18 protein-coding genes are annotated in these 21096 nt (G+C 61.8%); 8 read left to right on the forward strand and 10 right to left on the reverse strand.

From position 1 onward, the window contains the following. Window positions 1-12 precede the first annotated feature (12 nt). Together AC5ZG1_RS25590 and AC5ZG1_RS25595 are read left to right on the forward strand one after the other, a co-directional pair. Window positions 13-2052, forward strand: a complete 2040-nt coding sequence (locus AC5ZG1_RS25590) for an NAD(+) synthase (RefSeq protein WP_496134405.1) — start codon at window positions 13-15, stop codon at window positions 2050-2052. A 200-nt stretch (window positions 2053-2252) separates the two neighbouring features. Then, window positions 2253-2555 (forward strand): hypothetical protein, encoded by a 303-nt coding sequence (locus AC5ZG1_RS25595; RefSeq protein WP_456671281.1) that lies wholly within the window; start codon window positions 2253-2255, stop codon window positions 2553-2555. Between the two features lie 189 nt (window positions 2556-2744). Here AC5ZG1_RS25595 and AC5ZG1_RS25600 read toward each other — a convergent pair whose 3' ends face one another. Beyond that, window positions 2745-3161 (reverse strand): DUF3775 domain-containing protein, encoded by a 417-nt coding sequence (locus AC5ZG1_RS25600; protein ID WP_028165718.1) that lies wholly within the window; start codon window positions 3159-3161, stop codon window positions 2745-2747. A 269-nt stretch (window positions 3162-3430) separates the two neighbouring features. Here AC5ZG1_RS25600 and AC5ZG1_RS25605 point away from each other — a divergent pair, with 269 nt between their 5' ends. From AC5ZG1_RS25605 to AC5ZG1_RS25620, 4 genes are all read left to right on the forward strand, one after another. Then, the gene (locus tag AC5ZG1_RS25605) at window positions 3431-3889 is read left to right on the forward strand and encodes a CDP-archaeol synthase (protein WP_496134406.1); all 459 of its coding nucleotides are present in this window, start codon (window positions 3431-3433) and stop codon (window positions 3887-3889) included. Between the two features lie 89 nt (window positions 3890-3978). Next, on the forward strand, window positions 3979-4377 hold the full coding sequence (locus AC5ZG1_RS25610; protein WP_496134407.1) for a hypothetical protein: 399 nt from the start codon (window positions 3979-3981) through the stop codon (window positions 4375-4377). A gap of 127 nt (window positions 4378-4504) precedes the next feature. Beyond that, window positions 4505-5347, forward strand: a complete 843-nt coding sequence (locus AC5ZG1_RS25615; protein WP_496134408.1) for a Crp/Fnr family transcriptional regulator — start codon at window positions 4505-4507, stop codon at window positions 5345-5347. 163 nt (window positions 5348-5510) lie between these two features. Continuing rightward, window positions 5511-5729 (forward strand): hypothetical protein, encoded by a 219-nt coding sequence (locus AC5ZG1_RS25620; protein WP_130225053.1) that lies wholly within the window; start codon window positions 5511-5513, stop codon window positions 5727-5729. Window positions 5730-5951: 222 nt separating this feature from the next. On the opposite strand, the gene blaBJP is transcribed toward AC5ZG1_RS25620, so the two are convergent. The 5 genes from blaBJP to AC5ZG1_RS25645 form a co-directional block, all read right to left on the reverse strand. Beyond that, window positions 5952-6839, reverse strand: coding sequence for a BJP family subclass B3 metallo-beta-lactamase (blaBJP, locus tag AC5ZG1_RS25625; RefSeq protein ID WP_456643926.1), 888 nt, complete (start codon window positions 6837-6839; stop codon window positions 5952-5954). 86 nt (window positions 6840-6925) lie between these two features. After that, window positions 6926-7462 (reverse strand): hypothetical protein, encoded by a 537-nt coding sequence (locus AC5ZG1_RS25630; protein WP_456643927.1) that lies wholly within the window; start codon window positions 7460-7462, stop codon window positions 6926-6928. Window positions 7463-7704: 242 nt separating this feature from the next. After that, entirely contained in the window at window positions 7705-9219 is a 1515-nt protein-coding gene (locus AC5ZG1_RS25635; protein ID WP_496134409.1) for a L,D-transpeptidase family protein, read from the reverse strand. A gap of 127 nt (window positions 9220-9346) precedes the next feature. Beyond that, the gene (locus tag AC5ZG1_RS25640; protein WP_496134410.1) at window positions 9347-10513 is read right to left on the reverse strand and encodes a peptidase M15; all 1167 of its coding nucleotides are present in this window, start codon (window positions 10511-10513) and stop codon (window positions 9347-9349) included. 266 nt (window positions 10514-10779) lie between these two features. Further along, the gene (locus tag AC5ZG1_RS25645) at window positions 10780-11661 is read right to left on the reverse strand and encodes a LysR substrate-binding domain-containing protein (RefSeq protein WP_456643930.1); all 882 of its coding nucleotides are present in this window, start codon (window positions 11659-11661) and stop codon (window positions 10780-10782) included. A gap of 97 nt (window positions 11662-11758) precedes the next feature. Between AC5ZG1_RS25645 and AC5ZG1_RS25650 the strand changes: the two genes are divergently transcribed. Beyond that, window positions 11759-12694 (forward strand): AEC family transporter, encoded by a 936-nt coding sequence (locus AC5ZG1_RS25650; RefSeq protein ID WP_496134411.1) that lies wholly within the window; start codon window positions 11759-11761, stop codon window positions 12692-12694. Between the two features lie 81 nt (window positions 12695-12775). Then, window positions 12776-14836, forward strand: a complete 2061-nt coding sequence (locus AC5ZG1_RS25655; protein ID WP_496134412.1) for a PQQ-dependent sugar dehydrogenase — start codon at window positions 12776-12778, stop codon at window positions 14834-14836. Window positions 14837-15153: 317 nt separating this feature from the next. On the opposite strand, the gene AC5ZG1_RS25660 is transcribed toward AC5ZG1_RS25655, so the two are convergent. From AC5ZG1_RS25660 to hpnN, 4 genes are all read right to left on the reverse strand, one after another. Further along, complete coding sequence (locus tag AC5ZG1_RS25660; protein ID WP_496134413.1) at window positions 15154-16608, reverse strand: GntP family permease; 1455 nt, start codon at window positions 16606-16608, stop codon at window positions 15154-15156. Between the two features lie 4 nt (window positions 16609-16612). Continuing rightward, the gene (locus AC5ZG1_RS25665; protein WP_496134414.1) at window positions 16613-17632 is read right to left on the reverse strand and encodes a patatin-like phospholipase family protein; all 1020 of its coding nucleotides are present in this window, start codon (window positions 17630-17632) and stop codon (window positions 16613-16615) included. Between the two features lie 172 nt (window positions 17633-17804). Further along, window positions 17805-18011, reverse strand: a complete 207-nt coding sequence (locus tag AC5ZG1_RS25670) for a hypothetical protein (protein WP_208824778.1) — start codon at window positions 18009-18011, stop codon at window positions 17805-17807. 230 nt (window positions 18012-18241) lie between these two features. Continuing rightward, window positions 18242-20869: a hopanoid transporter HpnN gene (gene hpnN, locus AC5ZG1_RS25675; protein ID WP_496134415.1), complete on the reverse strand. Its 2628-nt coding sequence runs from the start codon at window positions 20867-20869 to the stop codon at window positions 18242-18244. Between the last annotated feature and the right edge of the window lie 227 nt (window positions 20870-21096).

Below are 21096 nucleotides of genomic sequence, written 5' to 3' on the forward strand. Positions count from 1 at the left end.
GAGCCGAGCAATATGAGTTTCCATTCGATCTACCGCCACGGCTTCGCCCGGGCCGCTGCCTGCGTCACGGTGTCCCGTGTCGCCGATCCGGCCGCTAACGCGACCGCGATCATCGAGGCGGCCCGCGCCTGCCACAAGCAGTCGGTGGCAGCAGCGGTATTTCCCGAACTGTGTCTCTGCGGCTACGCGATCGAAGATCTGATCATGCAGGATCCGCTCCTGGATGCGGTGGAGCGAGGGCTGGCGAGCGTCCGGGCGGCATCGGCCGAGCTGATGACCCTTCTGATCGTCGGCGCACCGCTGCGTCATGGGGCGCGGATCTACAATTGCGCTGTTGTCATTCACCGTGGTCGCATTCTCGGCGTCGTTCCCAAGACGTACCTGCCGACCTATCGGGAGTTCTACGAAACCCGTCACTTTGCCTCCGGCGCGGGATTGACCGGGTTGGAGATCACAATTGGCGATGTTCGCGCTCCCTTCGGCGTCGACTTGCTCTTTGAGGCCGACGATGTTCCCGGACTGACCATCGGTGTCGAGATCTGCGAGGATATGTGGATCCCGGTGACGCCGGGATCGGAACTTGCCTTGGCCGGAGCGACCGTGCTCGCCAATCTCTCCGGCAGTCCGATCACGATCGGCCGGGCGCTGTCGCGTGATCTCTTATCGCGATCCTGCTCCGCACGCTGCCTTGCCGCCTATGTCTATGCCGCGGCGGGAATCGGGGAATCGACCACCGATCTGGCCTGGGATGGCCAGACCTCCATTTTCGAAAATGGCGTGCTGCTGGCGGAGGGTGAGCGTTTCCGGCAGGACGGACAGATCACGATCGCCGACATCGATCTGGATCTGCTGCGTCAGGAGCGCTCGCTGATGAGCACCTTCGACGACAATCGAAGGCAGAAGAGTGCCGGCTCCTATCGGAGGATCGGTTACGCGCTGCGGCCTCCGATGACGGACATCGGATTTGCGAGGAAGGTCGAGCGCTTCCCGTTCGTGCCCAGCGATCAGAGCCGCCTCAATCAGGATTGCTACGAGGCCTACAATATCCAGGTTGCGGGCCTGGTGCAGCGGCTGCGGGCCATCGGCACCAAGCGCGTCGTGATCGGCGTGTCCGGCGGGCTCGATTCCACGCACGCCCTGATCGTTGCCGCCAAGGCGATCGATCTTCTCGGATTGCCGAGATCGAACATTCTTGCCTACACGCTGCCGGGCTTTGCGACCGGCAGCGAAAGCAAGGCCAATGCTCTGGCCTTGATGCAGGCGCTGCAGGTGAGCGCCGGCGAGCTCGATATCCGCCCAGCCGCCACGCAGATGCTCCGCGACATCGATCATCCCGCAGGGCGGGGCGAGCCGATCTATGACATCACCTTCGAGAATGTGCAGGCGGGGCTGCGCACCGACTATCTCTTCCGCCTCGCCAATTATCGCGGAGGGATCGTGATCGGCACCGGCGATCTCTCCGAGCTGGCGCTCGGATGGTGCACCTATGGTGTCGGCGACCAGATGGCGCATTATAACGTCAACGCCGGCGTGCCGAAGACGTTGATCCAGCACTTGATCCGCTGGGTCATCGCGACCGAACAGTTCGACGATGAAGTCGCAAAAACGTTGCGCGCCATTCTCGCCTCGGAGATCTCGCCCGAGCTGGTACCTGTTCAGGCCGGCGAAACCCCGCAGAGCACGGAAGCGGCCGTGGGGCCGTATGAGCTGCAGGACTTCAATCTGTTCTATACGCTTCGGTTCGGCTTCCGGCCGTCGAAGATCGCATTCCTCGCCTGGCATGCCTGGAACGACGTTGCCAAGGGCGAATGGCCAGCCGCGTTTCCCACTGACCGGCGCAAAGCCTATCCGCTTGCCGATATCAGGCGCTGGCTGGAGGTCTTCCTGCGGCGATTTTTCGCGTTCAGCCAGTTCAAGCGTTCCGCGATGCCAAACGGCCCCAAGGTTTCGGCCGGAGGGTCACTTTCGCCCCGCGGCGATTGGCGCGCGCCCTCGGACGCCAGCGCTGCGGCTTGGCTGGAGGATTTGGAACGAAACGTTCCGCCCGCCTGACAAGGACAGATCGATAGGCACCGCCGGAACTGATTTGCGTTGTTATTGACCAAGCTCAACGTCCCGATAGTGGAAATGCGCTGAATGAAGGTTTCCGCTCGTAGACGTGGGCATGTTCTCGAGAAGGTCGACCAATGCCCAGGAACAAGCAACGCGGTTCCTCACGGAAAGCCGGTTTTTCGACTCGAATCGGGCCGGTAATGACGCCGGTCGCCAACAATGTTGCAGGTTCGGGTCGAAAATCCGTCAAGCCATCGCTCACCAAGCCTTTTCATGTTGCCGTCGATCGGCAACTGAAGTCCGAGCACGAAAGCTACGAGGCCGCCGAGAAGGCCGCGATCGAAATCAAGAAGCGACATCCGAAGCTTCATGTGACGGTATTCGACGCCAAGGAGCAGCGGCACACGCCCATCGAGTTGCCGAACGGCCGGCATGGCTCCAATCACAACCGACACGGCAATGCAACGCCCCGCAAGGCTGCCGCGACTGGACGCCATCAGTGACGGGCAGCGCATCCAATGCGGTCGCGCGCTTCGGTGCCTGAGGCATCTCTCCGGACCTTGCTAGAGCGTTTTCGAGGCGAAGCATGCCCTCGGACTTGATCCGAGGGTGGACACCGGTTCGCGTGAAGAAAACGCATCAAAACAAGAATCTAGAGCTTCAGTTCTGATTCTATCAGAACCGAAAATGCTCTAGAGCGGCTGCTCAAACTCCTCCGCGGAATGCCCGAATTGCGATAGGGCCTCTTCCAGATAGTCACCGAGTAATGGCATTCCCAAGAGATATTCCGCCGTGCGCTTGTTGTGCGCGTGCGCGGCCTCCGCGCGAAGGTCGTCCCACTCTTCGAGTTCGCCGTCGCCGCGGCCGAGCCATGTAAGCGTCACCAGGTCGACCTGTTCGTCCTCGTTCAGGCCGCGGATGATCGCCGTCAGTTCGCCGCTGACGGGATCGTCGCGATGATCCTCAAGGACCGAAAGCATGGCATCGTCACTCGCGTTGGAGGCGGGCTCCGGGTCGGTCACCGCATCCTTGACGTCGAACTGCCGTGCCTTCGCGAGGATCGCTGCGACCTTCGCGGAGGAAATGGTAATTTGGGGAATTTCGTTCATGGCAGACTCCTCGCTGAGACCGCCAAGCTAACCGTTCTGTGATGGTACACCATTGATGCGGGTCAAACTCGGCGACGAACCGTGGGCGCGCCAGGGGCCATCAGTGTGTCCTCCGTCGCTCCTATGCCTGTCGCAAGGCGATTGCGAGAAATCGTGGAAACGCTGAAGGTTGAATTGGCAGGTGCGGTGCGTCTATCCTTTTGCACCGGACCTGCCGTGCGCCGGCGCAGGATATTCAGATGGACCTTTGGCCAATCCTGCAATCGCTCGTGCTCTTGACCTTCGCTAACGGCACGCCGGTTATCGCCAAGAAGATATTCGGCTCCCGTTTGGCGTTTCCTTTGGATGCGGAGGTGCATTTCGTCGATGGCCGCCCGTTGCTGGGTCAGTCAAAGACGATCAGAGGTGTCGTCCTTTCCGTGGCCGCCACTGCGGCGGCCGCGCCAGTGCTTGGCGTGAGCGTCGCCACAGGCGCTCTGGTGGGATGCCTTGCCATGCTCGGCGATATCATCTCCAGCTTCATCAAGCGTCGTCTCAATTTGCCGTCCAGCGCCCAGGCGGTTGGGCTGGACCAGATTCCGGAATCGCTTCTGCCGCTGGTGGTTTGTCAGAATGCGCTAGCGCTGACATGGCTCGACATCATCATCTGTGTCGGCATTTTTCTGGTAGGGGAGCTGATGATCTCCCGCGTGTTATACATGCTACACATCCGCGATCAGCCTTATTGAGGCGCGAGGCCGTTAGATGCCGTCCCTGCCAATGACCTTGCGGCGCAATTGTTCGCAGAACTCCTCCAGCATCCGCTGGATTTCTTCCATTGTCGCAAGCAGGCGGGTTGCCTGCGATCGATGGCCGGATCGGATCGTGGGTCGTTCAATTTGCTTCTGAGATGCTCGAGACGTTTGCGGCCGGCCAGTACTCGATCCTCCGCGAACCGAAGCTGCTCCAGGTCATGGCTCAGCTTGTTCTGCTCCTCGATCAGCAATTTGGTAATGGTGGAGCGTTTTTCAGGCGTCAGGTTGCCGTCCCACAGGGCCTTCAGGAAGTGATCGATATTGGCGCGAACGACGAACCTGTCGGTTGGTGTCTCGTAAGCGCGATGCGCTTCGGAAATCCGTCGCTCGATGAATTCCCGCTCGGCATCGCTCAACTGGGTCTTCAGGAGCCGGCGGTATCTTTCGATATTTTGCGCATAGGTCAGGCGGGGATCACTTGAATCCGACGACATCGACCGCTTTCCCCATTCCGCCATCACCGCCAAAGTTATCGCGTACCGACTGAAAAAAGGCAGCCTCCTTGGTGGGCGAAAGTTTGATCAGGATCAAATTTGTGCGGCGCGCATGTTGGCGGCAAGTTCCGGTCGGGCCAACGCAGGCAAACGTAGGTACTCTTTGACGGCGATCAAAAAGGAAACGCGGCAGATCGGCTACTCATCGGCAATGGCAAGAGGTGGACAACATATGCCGACGAACGCAATTCGCATGGCGGGACCCGCGATTCATGCGACCGATCCCTGGACGCCTGGTCATCCGAAAAAGCGTGTCCGGCATCAATTGTTGAGCAACGACGAGCGCGCACAGCTTGCAAAGATCGCTGCAATCGTTCGCTTCGAGAAAGGCGAGCGGATCTACAATCAAGGCGACCGCGCCGATGCGGTGTTCAACATCATAAGCGGAGTCGTCACCGCGTATCGGATGCTTGCCGACGGACCGCCCGTCATGTCCTTTCTCTATCCCGGCGATCTCTTCGGTTTGACCGAGGAGGCGCGGTACACCAACACGGCGAGGGCCACGACACCCGTCATCGCCTACAAGATGCCGCTGCAGTCGGTGCAGCGGATTCTGAGCAGCAGCGCCAATCTCGACGTGCAAATCATTGTGAAGCTCTGCGACGAATTGCGTCAGGCGCAGCATCATGCGGTTCTCCTTGTCCAGAAAAGAGCGGTCAAAAGGCTCGCCATGTTCCTTGAGCTCCAGGAGCACCTGCAGATTGCGCGGAACGAGCCGATCTCGGAAATATATCTGCCGATGGATCGTTCGAGCATCGCCGATTATCTCGGCATTACCCTTCCGGCGCTCAGCCGCGCATTCCGGGCGCTCGTCGTGAAGAAGATCATAACCACGCGAGGCCGACACCACGTCAAGGTTCTTGACCGTGAGGCCTTCAAGAAGATGGCCGATGCGTGAGCCGTCGAGGCTTTGATGAGCCAGACCGCGCCGGGCACCAGAAGGCATGCCCGCCGATATCGCTGATGTGACCGATCGTGATGCCGCCATACCTTGGTACGATGGCGGCCCCAGCGCACTTCATGGGATGAGAGCGGGCGACAAGTTCATCGGAGTAAACGCGATGCGTACTTTCTTGGCCTTAGGCCTGTTGATCACCCTGTCTGCATCTGCCAGTGCGGCCTCCCTCCATCACTTCAGGCCGGAGCATGTCATCATTCCACCCGGCCCGGTCTACGCGGTTCCGCGCTGGGAGTTCGCAGCACCTCGGCCGCTGATGCACTACGACGACACGCCGAGCTACAACGATCCGTCCAAGTTTGGCGGCGGCACGGCGCTATAACTGCCGCGTCTAGAGTCTGATAAGATGAGGTCGAGTCGTGTCCGCGATGGGCGCTGCGTCTCTTCACCTCTCCCGTAGGGAGAGGTCGGCGTGTAACGCCGGGTGAGGGGATTTGCTCTATCGAGGCACCGTAACCCCTCACCCGCGCCTTCGGCACGACCTCTCCCTACGGGAGAGGTGAACTTGCGGCGAAGCGGCGTTTCAACCAAAAGACATTGCGCTCTAGTTGCTCTTCTGGAGCGCGGCCGTCTGCTTGGCGAGCTGCTTGTCGAAATCCTGTTCGAGACCGGCCGCGTAGGCTGCGAGCTCGCCGGGCTTGACGAACGGGTTGGGGGTGCCGTCCTTCATTTGCGCGCGCTTCTGCTGCATGCCGTACACTTCCGGATGCGGGCCGAGCAGCACGTCGATCTTCATCGCCTTGGCCTTGCCGAATGTCGATCGATAGTCGTCGGCGATGCCGGGATAGGTCGGGTTGCCGACCAGCCTGTTGAGCGCGACTGTTCCGCTGCAGAAGAACAGCACATCGCGATCGTGACCGCCCTCCTTGACGGTCATCTCCCAGCTCGTGCAGCCGGGTGAGTGGCCGGGCGTCGCATGCGCCGTCAGCGTGGTGTCCCCGAGCGTGACCTTGTCGCCTTCCTTGACGGCGCGGTCCACCCTCACGGGCGGGAAGCCGAGATCGGCATTCTTCTCATCGCCGGGATAATATCCGCCTTCCAGCAAAGGCTTGTCGCGTTCGCCGGCAACGAGTTGCGCGCCGGTCTCCTGCTTGATTTCGGCAAAGCCGCCGGTGTGATCGAAATGTGCATGCGTGTTCAGGATGTACTTGATGTCGCCGAGCTTGAAGCCGAGTTTGGCGATGTTGTCCTTGATCATGCCGGTGGACTGCGGAAGCGCGGTGTCCATGAGGATCAGGCCCTCAGACGTCTTGATCACGTAGACGGCGATGCCGTCGGTGCCGACGTAGTAGATGTTGCCGATCAGTTGAAACGGCTCGAACGGCGTGGTCCATTTCTTGGTGACCTGCGCCAGGAAATCCTTGACGGTTTGCGCCTGCGCGCCGGTTGCGAACAGCGCCAGGGCGCACAGCACGGCTGTGAGCGTCCTCATGATTGCCTCCCTTTTGTTTTTTATGGTGCGCAATAAGGGCATTGATGCGCGATTTGAGCCGCCAGCTCAAGCATCATTCGCGTGCGTTAGCGGCGAGCGCCGAAGGCAAACGGAGAAGCGCCCGGTAGCAAGGACGAATTGATGTCGCTGTCGATGCGCCCCGACTGTTGGGTGTAGCCGACGCCAAATGACAGGCTGAGATTCGACGCCGGCTGGATTTCGATGCCCGCATGCGCGCTATAGCCGGGCAGGGTGCCGGACACGGAGTCGAAGGGAGCGAAGGGGCTACCGATGCCTGTATTATATTTCAAGGTGTCGAAACCGGCATAGACCGTGAGCGGCAGCCCGCCCGCGTTCTTGAAGCTGTAGCCGAACTGCACGCCCTCAGTATAGAGCGAGCCGAAATTGCCAAAGGCTGCATACTGGTTGATGCCGCTCAAGCTCATGGCACTGCGTTCGCTGCCGACGAACCAGCCGTTCGGGAAATTGTAGCGCGTATAGGAAAAGCGGCCGCCGCGAGCGTCACTGGCGTCAAAGCTCGGAAAGTTGCCGTATGTGTTCGAACTCTGGTCGACCGTCACATTGTCAAAGCCGATGGGCCAGCCTGGAGTCCAATATGTCATGGGAACAACTTGGCCGTGGGCCGTTTGCCCGCCCAGACAGAGCGCTGCTAAAGTGACCGCGAGACTTAATCTGCCTGAGAAAACTGACATTCCGCACTACCGCCAAGTCTCCCGCAACTATACGCTCCGGATATCAAGAACACCAGTGCGACGCCGCTTGCCGTCGCATCATCAGATTTCGCCGCGATACGTCCGGTTTGGCACTGCGCATTTGGGTCGTTACCAGTGCGAAAATCACGGCCTCACCACGTGGAAGACGGTCCTGCGAACGGCCGGCCCCAGAAAAGCTGACGGTCGCGTGCGCGGGCATAGGGATACTCGCTCGCCGGAGCGCGTCGTCGCATCTTGATTCCTCCCTGCGGCTCGCCGCTCATGAGGACCACGAATTCCGTTCCTTTGCTGGTTTCAGAGCTCAACCCCTCGTCGGTGATGATCAACGACGAGCGCGGCGTTATCCCGGCGATGCGATCCATCACGTCCTGCGGAATGACGATCCGGTCGAGCGCAGCCATTGCGCTGGCCGGCTCCGTCTTCTTTGGCTCGACCTCCCGAGCTCTGTGGCCGCGCGCCGGATCGTGAGATTCTGCCGCGCCGCTGTGCGGATGGCTGCTTTCCAGTGAAACAACGCTCCATCGAATGCCGTTTCCGCCATCGGTCGGCTCCATGGCGGTGAAGACATGTGTGCCGATCGGGCGATCGGGGTCCTGGATGGTGACCGGGCTGTCCAGGATAGGCTCAAATGCCCGCCGGACATACAGCCGCTGGGTTTTGCGGCTGATCAGCACTGATACCGGCTCGAGTTCGCGCGCCGCCTGGCGTGCGGCGTCGACTGCCGCAATCCGCGCATTCTCCGCGGCGAGCGCGGCCTCGCGCGCGGCGGCGACGGCATCGAGCTTCGGTTGCAGCTCCGCCTTTGCCGCGGTCCATTGTTCCTGCAACTCGGCTACTCGGGTGACCGCCTGCGCTTTGGTGCGCTCGGCCTGTTCTTTTGCCTCGGGCGAGGCGGCGGAGCCAAGCGCGGCCTCGGCGGCGGCCAGTTGCGTCTCGGCCCTGCGCTTCAGATTGTCCGCAACGCGCACCGGCATCGATGCCTGTGTGGATTCCCGGTAAGCCTTCGCGGCGGCGCGCCTTGCCTGATCCGCCTTTGCGGCCGCCTCATCGGCTTCTGCCCGACGGGCAGCGGCCGAAGCGATGGCGCCCGGCTTCGGCTGTAGCAGAGCCGGATGGGCAATCTCGATCGGCGCCACATCGGTTGGTGCCACGATCACCCGCAAGCCGATCCGCGTGTCCTCGAACAGGCGCGCCGCGAAATCGAAAGGCATCCGCACGCAGCCATGGGATGCGGCATAGCCGGGCAGGGGGCCGCCATGGAGTGCTATGCCCGACCAGGTGATGCGCTGCATGTGGGGCATGTACGCATCGTCATACAGGTTCGAGTAGTGCTCGGCTTCCTTCTGGATAATGCTGAAGATCCCGGCTGGCGTTTCGCGTCCTTTCTGGCCGCTCGACACCGGCGCGCGCAGGATCCAGCCATTGGCGTCGTAAACGGTGATCCGCTGGTCCTGGAGCGAAACGACGGCCATCATCGGTTCGCCGGCGATGCGCGACTGGACGGATTCGACCGAGCGCTCGCTCCGAGCCCCCCTGGCGTCCGCAGGGTCTCCAGCCGCGATAAGTGCGGCGAAAGCGGCGATGATAAGATATGCTGGCTGCCGCCGCGTCTGTTTGCGCTGCCGTCTCACAAAACGCGAAATCATGCGCACACCATCTGCGGCGCCAGTCGCCCCGATCCAAACTCGTATGGTTCTTGGGACATTCGCGCGGCGCAATTAAGGAATTTGGCAGAGCTTGCTTGCGTCGTTGGAGCGCGTGCTTGAAATACGGTTAGATCGTTCGCCCCTTCGACGCTCTTGCGTTTTTTGTGCGTTTCGCCGCGCCGCGATCGGCGCGCATAACCAGTTTGGTGTGCTTTTTCGTGTTCGCCTCCGCGTGGCGAACCTTCGTTCCGCCGTGGTGAGAGGCATATTCTCTGCCGTCGATCGGTGCCACATGCGGCGGATCTCGATCGAGATACGGTCGCCCGATGCCGAACTCCTTCCCGTGTGCATCGACCCATTTCCAGAGGGCTTCACTGGCAATCCACCGCTGCCCCCGTGTCGTGCCTTTCACGCTCACGATGTCGGCCGCGAGCCCGTGGCCATAGCCGCCGCGCAAGCTTCCGCCATGATATGACCTGTTGCTTGCCGCCTTCAGGCCGCTTGCGATTGCTTGACGGTAGTCATCGCGGAACGCGCTGGTGATGCCCGGCGACAGTCCGGCTTGCTCCGCCGCGTGAAGCGCATGAAACAGCTTCAGCTTGAAGCCCCGATCCATGCCTCCGATCACGTAGTCCATCATCGGCATGCCGGCTCTTTCCGCTGCCTTCGGATCCTTCCAGGTAAAGTCGGCATCGACGAGCCTTGTAAAGGTTCTGGTGACGGTCCTCGTCTTGCCTCTCTTCCTGATTGTCACTTTCCTCTGCTCGGACACCTTGTTGGTGTCTTCCTTGGGCGTGCGTTGGTAGAGCGCCCACAGGTATCGGTCGATGCAGATGTCCACGACCAGGCATTCGTCGAGAATTTCGATGCGGTTTGCCGCCTCCGTGCCGTCGTCGTTCAGGACCGGGTCAGGCGTGTTCGCTGTCGCCACCTGCATGGGTGGTGTTTCGGCCGGCAGCGTCGGCGACGAATCCGGCAGCGCGGCTTCGACGATCGGTTCCGCCGCAACCGAGGCCGCCGGCGCATCGGCAACGATGCCCTTCACCGACTCGACGGCGGCTGCCACATCGGCGGACGCGACGATAGTGGCGCTTCCCGCCGCGGCTGCCTGTGGTGCATCCGCGGGCTCGGCGTTGGTGGAAAGAGAGGGTGCGGGGTGGTCTTCGATCGGCAGCGCGCCGGAGTGCTCGATGCTGGCGGAACCTAAGCCGCCGAGCGATGCAACGACCCAACCTGCGAGAACGATCGTTCCGCACAGCGCCGGCGCCACCGTCGCAAATTGCCGCGGGTTCATGTCCCGTAGCCTCCAAAGGGCTCCACTTGAGCCGAGTTACACAGCCAAGCATGCGACAGCGCTGATCTTTCGGATCGAGTTGTGGACGCACAATGGCGAAAAGTGCCGGTTGACACTTTTTCCTGGGACTGTTGCCCGGGTGCAACGCGCTGCTGACGCGGCAAGCGATTTCGTCTGGTTGGCAGGCAGAACGCCGCGCTTTCAGACAAATACAAATTGAATTGTAGCCAATCGAAGCAGGGGAAGGGCAGCAACGCACTCACCTGTTACGGGGCAACGGCCCGCGCTTCCGCAAGGAATGGCTGGAGCGCCGGATTGAGATTGCTTGGCCGCCAGGCGACCACGTGCTCGATGGTCGGCGCTTTTTCAAGCTTACGGTGGACCAAATTCGCAATGCCCAGTTGCCCCATGGATTGCGGCACCAGAGCAATGCCAAGGTTCTCCGCTACGAGATTCACGATCGTCTGCTGAAGTGCGACCTCTAATCTGAACGTGGGCTCAAACCCGCCGGAACGACAATAGGCGACAATGGCCTCGCGCAGCTTCGGTGCGACATCGGTGGGGACAGCGATCAGGGGCTCGCCATTGAGTTGCTTGGCGCGGATCACTGCATGGTTGGCGAGAGGATGGCTGGCGTGCATGGCTAGGCACAGCCGCTCGCGATAAATCGTCTGCGTCTCGAGGCCTCGAATGGGGCCAGGGTTGAACATGATGGCGGCATCGAACTGCCCGGCCAGCACAGCATCAGCCAAAGTGGCGGGAACGATCTCTCGCAATTCGACGCGCACCCCGGGATGATTGGCCATGTAACGCCGGGCCAACCCCGGCAGGACGGTGTAGGCCGCGTGCATCATGAAGCCGATGGAAAGCTCGCCCAGCTCGCCGCGCTCGGCCAGGCGCGCGTTGCGACAGGCCTGATCGAAGCTGATCAGGACCGCGCGTGCATCTTCCAAAAAGCGCCGACCGGCATGGGTCAGCGTCGCACGCCTTGAGTGACGCTCGAACAGGCGGACGCCGAGCTCCTTTTCCAGGGCTGCGATCTGCCGGCTCAGCGGCGGTTGGCTGATGTGAAGGCGCTCGGCCGCGCGCCCGAAGTGGAGCGTCTCGGCCAAGGCCACGAAATAGCGCATCTGCCTGATGTCGATCATGATACCGAAAAGGTATGGATAGGGGCGTGAATTGGTATTGGATGATATCAGAACGGCTGGATAGAGCTAACCGGCAATTTCAAAGTCAGGCTCTCCAATGCTCTCGACCCTCACCACTGTCCTCCCCATTTTCGCACTGATCTTCGCGGGCTGGCTCGCTCGCCGGCTCGGCGTCCTCGGCCCCCACGCGTCTACGGAGTTGAACCGCTTCGTCGTGCACCTCGCGCTCCCGGCCCTGCTTTTCGACGTCATCGCGCACGCCCAATGGGCCGATGTCTGGCAGCCGGGCTTTATCGCGGCATTCGGCATCGGCGCGGCGCTGGTCTTCTGCCTCACGATTGCCGTTCGTCTACGCCACCCGCGGCACCTGGCCGACGCCGCCATCGACGGCCTGAATGCGGGCTACGCGAATGTTGGCTTTGTCGGTTTTCCGCTGGCGCTGGTGGCGCTTGGCCGCGGCGCGTTGGCCCCGACCCTCATTGCCACGATCATCACGGTCTGCATCCTCTTTGCCATTGCCATCGTGCTGATCGAGACTGGCCTGCAAACCGAAAAGCGACGCAAGCACCTTCTCATCAAGGTGGGCGGCTCGCTGCTTCGCAATCCCTTGCTGGTCGCACCTGCTCTCGGCGCGATCGTTCCGCTCGCCGGTCTCAGTGTCCCTGCGCCGGCCGAAAGCTTCCTGAAACTATTGGGTGGCGCGGCTTCGCCGTGCGCGCTTGTTGCGCTCGGACTGTTCCTTGCAGCCAAGCGCGAGACCTCAGAGCAGGATATCGGATCGGCAGCTCTCCTCGTGAGCTTCAAGCTTGTCCTGCAGCCGGCCGTCACATGGATCATGGCGACCGCCGTGTTCGGCCTGTCACCGTTGCTCACTCACGTTGCGGTTCTGCTGGCCGCTCTTCCGACCGGGACGGGCCCGTTCATGCTGGCGGAGTTCTACCAGCGCGAGGCTGATATCACGTCCAACGTCATCCTTGCCTCCACTGCGGCATCGGTTCTGACCGTGAGCGGGTATCTCGCTTTGGCCGCTTAGGGTGTACCCATGACGGCGCAGAAGTCTGGAAAGCAGTAGTTCCTTGTATCACTACCACCTCACGATCCATCTGAAGTTTGGTTGTTAACCAAGGCGGTCGATTTAATACTCGCATGCGCGCAAGCTAAGCTAGCCTACTGGTGCGACGGGGGGCGCGGTCCAGAGGGTAGAGTGAAAGCGAGCGCAGCGCCGTCATGGCGCTATCTCACAGCGTGGTACGCCACGTCTGTCGGTCTGCTATTGCTTTTAGCAGCGTGGAGATTCGGCTTGCCAGTATGGCAATTGCCGCGTTCTCTGTGGCTGCCCTTCGCGTGTCTTGCGACTGCGTTTGTCGCCAGCGCCAGCATTGCCGCGCTGCTCCTGTCCGCCGGACGTTGGCAGACCCTGTGGTTGATAGTCGTATCGACGATCGCCATTTTCGGCGTGGTCTTCCTAGGTTTCATTGTCACCAAGAGTAATTTTCCGCGTACCATCACGGTTGCCACGTTCTTATCCGCCGTGGTGCTTGTTCCGGCGCCGTATCTAGTCGGAACCTCGCTGCTGCATCGAGCTATCGCGCTAGGCGCGCTGCTCGCCACGATCGTGGTTGGCCTGGTCGCACCGAGTCTGACAGCGCAGGTGTCGCTGCGGCAAACTGCAGCCGTGATCAGGACCGAGTACTATAATCTCAACGTCGAAACTTATTCGGGAGTTTTTCCGAAATCCGTGGTGCGCGGCGGAGGACTGGCGCGCATCGGCGATCGTTACCTGCAGTTGAGTGGGGATGGTCATCTCTACGTCTTCGGCTGGGAGGCAGAGACAGACCGTCTGAAGATCATCCCACTGCCCTATCGCGTTCCCATCAACGGCGATGAGTTTGCCGCGGCAGCCGGGCGCCCCTGGGCTGCTCCCCGAGACGAATGGCTGCCGCAGGAAGGCCAGCGGGTCGAGGCCGCAGGCGAGGTTCTCAATACCGAATGGTTTCGGACCTATGCTCTGCTGGTGCAGGAGACCGGCCCCGACGTGCGAGTGTTCGTCTCACATCCGTACTGGAAGGCAGCTCAGCAGTGCTGGGTCGAGCGGGTCTCGATGCTGCACTCAGATCGTACCACCATTCTACGCGGCGCGGCGGGTCCGGAATGGAAGATGCTTTACGAGACTACGCCGTGTCTGCCGGTCCGCGGAGAGGGCCGGCGTCACGGCATCGCGTTTGTCGGCTATTTCGGGGGCGGCCGGATGGCGCTGCTCGATACACAGACGCTGCTGCTTGCCGTCGGCGATTTCGGGTTCGACGGTGTCGCCTCGGTTGAAGCACAGGCGCAGAATTCTGCGACCTCGTACGGTAAGACCATCGCCATCAACATTGCCGATGGCCGCGCAGCGGTCTTCACGCTCGGTCACCGGAATCCGGAGGGCCTCTTCGTTGATCGGTCGGGAACCATATGGTCCACCGAGCACGGCCCGCAAGGCGGCGACGAACTCAACCGATTGGAGCGCGGCAAAAACTACGGCTGGCCGTACGCGACCGACGGGACGGATTATGGTTCATTTTCCTGGCCTCTGAACAAGCCTGACGCGCAGCAGCGCTATCAGACGCCGGTATTTGCCTGGGTCCCTTCGATCGCGACTTCAAACCTGTTGGCTGTCGAGGGCGGGCTGTTTCCGCAATGGCGCGGCGATCTGTTGATCGGCTCGCTCAAGGCCGGTACGCTATTTCGCGCGCGGGTGCGCGACGGCCATGTCGCTTATCTCGAGTCGATCGTCATCGGCAGTGGAATCCGCGACCTCATCGAGGGGCATGACGGTCGCGTCATCCTGTGGACAGACGCCGCAACCTTGGTCTCGGTGCGCCCGAAAGAAGGTAGCATCGGAGAGACACTGTTTGCGGAGAAGTGCAGCGGCTGCCACCAGTCAGCGCCAATCAGCGGCAATCGGATCGGCCCGAATCTGTTCGGCGTGGTTGGTCGGCGGGTCGCCTCGATCAGGAACTACCCGGATTACTCGCCCGCCTTGCGCCAACTGGGGGGAGTATGGACTGAAGCGCGATTGGACGAGTTCCTCAAGCGGCCCCGCGAGGCCTGCCCGGGGACCTCGATGGATTACACGGGCGTCAATGATGCCGAACGCGCTGCAATCATCGGTTATCTCGGAACGCTACAATAAACATCGACCGCATGTTATCTGCATTTGCATGCGTGGGGCGCCCGTTGGAGGCACGACGTCGAGCGGGAGTGGCTCGAAACGTGCCCTGATCCGTAGCTTCCCGATTTATGATGGGGGGGGGACGCCCCGCCCGACGGCATCGATGTGCCAAAGTGGAGGTGTTGAGCACCACTGGGAGGCATCCGTGTCAGAGGCTATCACAATCGGTCTGGATATCGCCAGCTCCCTCGCTGCATCGGAGGCCGGATGCGGGGCGTCCACAAATGAGTGCAGGCCCTGGTCGTAAGCATCGGCCAGCGCGTTGTCGCTTGGCGGCGTCAAAACGACCCGAACATGGTGCCGATCGCGATCACCGCGGCAAGAGCGATGACGGAGTTCACGATCCCGACCACCACAATGTCAAAGTAGCTTTCACGATGCGTCAGGCCGCAGATCGCGAGCAGGCTCACGACGGCGCCATTGTGAGGCAGAATGTCCAGGGTCCCCGCGCCGATCACTGCCACGCGATGCAAGATGCCGGGATCAATCCCGGCCTGCGCGGCAATTTCCATGTAGGTCTGACCCAGCGCATCGAGCGCGATCGTCAAGCCGCCGGAAGCCGACCCTGTCAACGCCGCAAGCAGATTTGTGGCGACGGCAAGCGAGACCAGCGGCCCGCCTTCGATGCCGAGCACCCAGTCCCGCACCATGTCGAAGGCGGGGAGGGACGCAACAACGGCGCCGAAGCCGACGAGGCTGGCGACACTCAAGGCGGGCAGGACGGACGCATTGGCCCCGGCATCCATGGTTTGCCGCAGTGCAGGCAGTCGCGTCCAGTTGCAGAGGATGACTGCCGCGATTGCTGCCGCCAAGGCAACGATGACCGACCAGACACCGGCAACGGCTGATAGCGACGTGTTCCCCCAGCGCTGCTCGGCCAGGAATGAGAAGTCGAGCCGCGGCAGGACAACGAGCGACATCACGAGATTGATAACGACAACGACGATCAAGGGAAGAATGGCGTTGAGAACCGGGGCCGCCACTTCGCTGTGGTGTCCGTGGTGGATCTCCGCGGGATCGAATTCCCGCGCGGTTGCAGCCCGCCCGCGCAATCGTTCATCATCGGCCGCAGATTCGGGAGTTGACGATGGCGCGTCGCCATAGCCCTCATTCGTGCATCGCGCCGTTTTCTCGGCGCGATGCAGCCACCATAGCCCGATGCCCAGCATGATCATCGACGCGATAAGGCCGAGGCCAGGCGCCGCGAAGGGCGTCGTACCGAAGAAGGGCATGGGGATGGCGTTTTGAATCGACGGTGTGCCAGGCATCGCCGACATGGTGAAAGTCGAGGTGCCGAGAATGACCGCCGCAGGCACGAGGCGATGCGGAATCGCCGCCTTGCGAAACAGCGACTGAGCCATCGGAACGATCACGAAGAACGCGACGAACAGGCTGACGCCGCCGTAAGTGACCAACGCACCTGCGAGCACCACGGCAAGGATCACCCGGCGCTCGCCCAGACTGCGGGTAATGAAGTTCGCGACCGCGACCACCGCACCGCTGTCGTCCATCAGCTTCCCGAAGACGGCGCCAAGCAGAAAGATCGGGAAGAATTGTGCGAGAAATTCCGCCGCGCTACTCATGAACGTCTGCGTCCAGTTGGCGAGCAGCGGTTGACGATCGAAGGCTGCGGCGATCAGTGCGGCGATCGGCGCCAGCAGCAGGACAGTCCAGCCGCGAAAAGCAAGCCAGATCAGCAGACCAAGCCCGACCAAAATGCCGAGAAGCCCCATGACCTCAGCACTCCGCCAGCAGGATATCGAGATCGGCGGTCGAACGCATGCCGAGATCGGCGCCGTGCATGTCGAGGAACTCGTTGGCGGCTCGCCGCCCTTCCTCGCGCAGCTTGGATACGAACGCCCATTCGGCGTTGAGCTTGGATGACGCGCCGAACGTCGCGAGCATGTCGCTCTTGATCCGGTGCGTCTTCATCCGCGCCCAACGGGCGCCCTCGCCAGTGCCGGGGTCGGCTACCTGGCGGAGCAGCGCGATCATCCGCAGTTCCTTCGCAAGCGGCGAATTGAATGAAATCTCGTTGAGGCGGTTGAGGATTTCGGCGGCGGTGCGTGGCTGCTCCGGCCGCTCGGTCGGGTTGATCTGCACAATGATGGTGTCGTGCGCATCGGTCTCGCGAACCAGCGGCGTGATCGTCGGGTTGCCCGCGTAACCGCCGTCCCAATAGGGCTCGCCATCGATCTCGATGGCGCGGAACATCGTCGGCAGGCAGGCCGACGCCAGCAGGACATCCGCGTTGATCTCTGCGTTGCGGAAGATCCGTCCGCGACCGGTTCGCACCCGCGTGGCGGTGACGAAGAGCTTGATCGGCGCGCGGGCAAGACGATCGAAATCGATGGCGCCGGCCAGTATCTCTCGCAATGGATTGAAGCCGAGCGGATTGAGGTCGTAGGGCGACAGCATCCGCGACATCAAATCGGTGAAGAGATAGGCGGGAGAGGTGTCGAGCGACCATCGTCCCATGAGATGGTCGAGCGGCGAGCGTTGCAGCGGGCTGAATGCAGCGGCGCGCGAGACGCTCCGCCAATATTTGTCCAGGGCCTCACGTGCCCCGGCAGCGCCGCCCTCCGTCCAGCCGTCCGCCAGCACGGCAGCGTTCATCGCCCCGGCAGATGTCCCGGATATGCCCGCAATCTGAAACCATGGCTCTTCAAGCAGCCGGTCGAGGACGCCCCAGGTGAATGCACCATGCGAGCCTCCGCCTTGGAGGGCCAAGTCTATGAGCACCGGACTTCGGTTCATGAGCCTTGATTTCCGCAGCGTACGGGAGGCTCACTATGTCTTAGGTAGCGGGAACATGCGAGACAAACTTGTGGTCGATGTTCCCAGGCCGACTTCGCTCGGCTGCAGATCAGGCTGCGTCAGCACGCAACTTCGGTAGCGCAGGGCCAGTCCGCGTCGCCCTCACCGGGGGCTAGTTCGGCTCAATCCATTTGCGCCATTGGGTCGGATGAATGTCGGCGTGCATTCCGCCCGAACGATCGACCCAGTTGGTTCCGTCCCTGCGGCAAGGAAAGGGAAGCGCATGGACCATGCCATCATAATTCAATGTACAGATTTCCAGATCCTCGTCAGAGGGGGCTGTCGAAGCGGATTGCCATTCGGCTGAAACGGAATGCATGGTCAACCTCCAGCAATGTTGCAAGCGAGCACGTCACCATTTTCGCTCGGTCACGATGGCCAGATGCAGCTTCGCCCCTTCAAGCAGCAGTCGCCCGGTCCTCCGTCCGGCTGCGATATATGAACATAGCATGACAGAGCCGACGTTGAATGTGAACCGGTTCGCTATCATGCAGCCGAGCTTTCGGAAAAACCGTCGCAACTGATGCCTGGATCAGACCAGGGGAAGATTTATTCCGCCGGGCGAGGCAATGGATCGGCCGACCGCTGCGCCGAAGCCGCTCTGACCTGGCGCGGCGGTCCCATCAAAACCGGCTGGAACAGCACGGCAGCGGCCATTGTGCAGAGCAGCGCGAGCGCCATCATCTTGCCCATGCTCGACATGCCCGGATAGCTCGATGCCCACATGCTTCCGAACGCCACCCCGGTGGTCATGGCGCTGAAGATCACCGCGCGGGTCAGGCTGGATTGCAGCAAGCCCGTCTGCCCTTCACGCCAGGCCATGATGTAGTAGATCTTGAACGCGACGCCGACGCCCAGCAGCAACGGCAGGGCGATGATGTTTGCAAAGTTCATCGCTGTGCCGGTCAGCGTGCATATCTCCAGCGTGACCGCGCCGGCCAGCAGCAAAGGTATCAGTGTCAACAGCATGTCCGTGACGCGGCGCAACGCGATCAGGAGCAGGATCGCGATGGCGCCAAGCGCGAGCGCACCCGCTTCGATGAAGGCGCCGATGACCGTTCGGCCCGATTGATAGAGGCTGATTGCGGGGCCGGTGGCCGACGGCTCCGCGGCGATGACCGCAGTCGCGAACCGCCGCATGACGCTGCTATCCTGGGCGTTGCCCTTTGGCAGCGCCTCAACGCGGGCCCTGCCGTCCGGCAACAGCCAGTCGCGAACAAGATCGGCGGGAAGATTCTCGATGGTCACCGGTTGCGGATCGAGGCTGTTCCGTAACTGGTTGAGATTGTGGTTCAGCGGCTGAACGAAGGCAGCTTCGGCGCTTGCGCGCGTCGCGGCGTCGGCTTGCGCGAGGCGCGTCAGCAAATCGGAAACGCGTCGCGCGGCCTCAGCGCCCGGGCCGGTCGCGGTGCCCGCGACTTTCGTAAGATGCTGCGCGGTCGCGCGAATGGCATCCACGGTGTCCTTGTCCGTCGGCGCCGGATCGCGCGGCGGATTGAGCGCGCCATGGAGGCGCGGCGCAGCGGCCTTGATGACGGCGATCTTCTGGTCCTGGTCATCGGGAACAAAGCTGTTGAGCGTGAGTGTGCGCGAGACCTCGGGCAGGGCCGCCAGCCGCTTTGCGATGCTGCCGGCTTCGCTCAGCGATGATGCTAGCACTTCGGCATCGTCGCCGCTGGTCAGTGGATTGCCCTGCAACTCGCGATAGGTCACGACGGACGCGGCGTGCGGGTTCTGCAGGTTGATCGGGTTGAAGTCGAACGGAAGGCGAGAGAGCAGCGGCGTTCCGGCGAGGACGACGAGGATGGTGCCGGCGATCACCGCGATGCGATGCCGCTGCAGGAAATCATCTAGTGGTGCGAGGCTGCTGAAACCGACCGGCGCCAGTTCTCCCGGCGGCTTCAGCAGCGTCAACATCGCCGGGACAAGGGTGATGCTGCAGAAGAAGGCAATCAACATGCCGCATCCGGCAATGAGCCCCAGTTCGAAAAGGCCCCGATAGCTGGTCGGCAGGAATGAGAAGAAGGCCACGGCGGTGGCGCCGGCAGCCAGCGAGAGCGGCGCTCCCACCTTGCGCGCGGCCCGTCGCAGCGCTTCCCGCAAATCGCTGCACTCGTGCCGTTCGGAGCGGTAACGGACGCTGAACTGGATGCCGAAGTCAACGCCCAGCCCGATAAACAGGACGAAGAATGCAATCGAGATCAGGTTGAAGGCCCCGACCATGACGATGCCAAGGGCAGCGGTCACAGTGAGGCCGACGATCACGCTGAAAAACACCGCCGTGACGATCTTCCACGAACGCAGCGCCAGCCACAATATGATCAGCGTTCCGAACAAGGCCGTCAACGTGTCGCGCAGCGCGCTTTGCCGGATCACCGAGAACTGATCGTCGTTCATGGGCACTGTGCCGGTGAGCTGTACGGTGGCGCCGAACGTCTCGCCCAATTTCAGATCGGTGGCGGCTCGACGGACGCCGTCCGTCGCCTTGCGGCCCGGCTGCAACGCGGAGAAATCCAGGACCGGCTCGACTTCTATGAAGTGGCGCAATCGGTCCGTCTGCGGCTGCGAGCCCTGCACCAGCGCCTGCCATGAAAATGTCGCCGGCTTGCCGGCAAGCACGTCATTCAGGGTCTTGTCGGCAAGCGAGAGCGGCCACACGAGCTGGTCGAGCTTGATGTCTCCGCCCTCGACACCATCGAGCGCATAGCCGAGCGCCTTCGCCACGCCGCGCAGGGTCGGATCGGCCGCCAGCGAGCCGATCAGAAAATCGGCGCTCGACAATCCCGTGATGGACTTCTTGACGCTGGGCAGCGGTTCGAACAGGAGGCCGTTGCGCTGGAAGAACTCGCCTCCGTCCGGCTGGACAACCGCGCGGAACAGATCTGGGTGTTTGGCGAGTTCCTGCGTCAGCGCGCTTGTCGCCGCTTCGGCATTTTCCGGCGTCGGTGCGGAGACCACGACCAGGATTCCCTTGTCCGGAAATGCCTCGGAAAACGCCGCCTGGCGCTGACGCCATGCAAGGTTGTTCGAGATCAGCTTGTCGGTGTCCGTCGTGATCGAGAAGCGCGTGACGTCATAGGCGAGCGCTGCGACCGCGAGCAGGATTCCGATAATGAGAACCCACCAGCGCCGCTGCGCACAGAAATCCACGACTCCAACGATTGCTGATTTCAACATGATGAATCGGCTTTCCCAACGCGCGTATCGCCCTCGGTCACGAACTACGCGTCAATGCTGGATTGATCTTTGGCAGAAACTCGTTCGCGGCATGGTGCGGCTTCGGGCGAAGCGTGCACCGAAGGTTGCGCGGCCAATTGAAATCCTGTCTTCCGAGGTTCGCATAAGCGTTTCAAATTCGCACGGTGCCCGCGGATGCGGCTCAAGCTCCCAGCTACAGACAAAAC

It is taken from the genome of Bradyrhizobium sp. Leo78 (genome assembly GCF_059512425.1).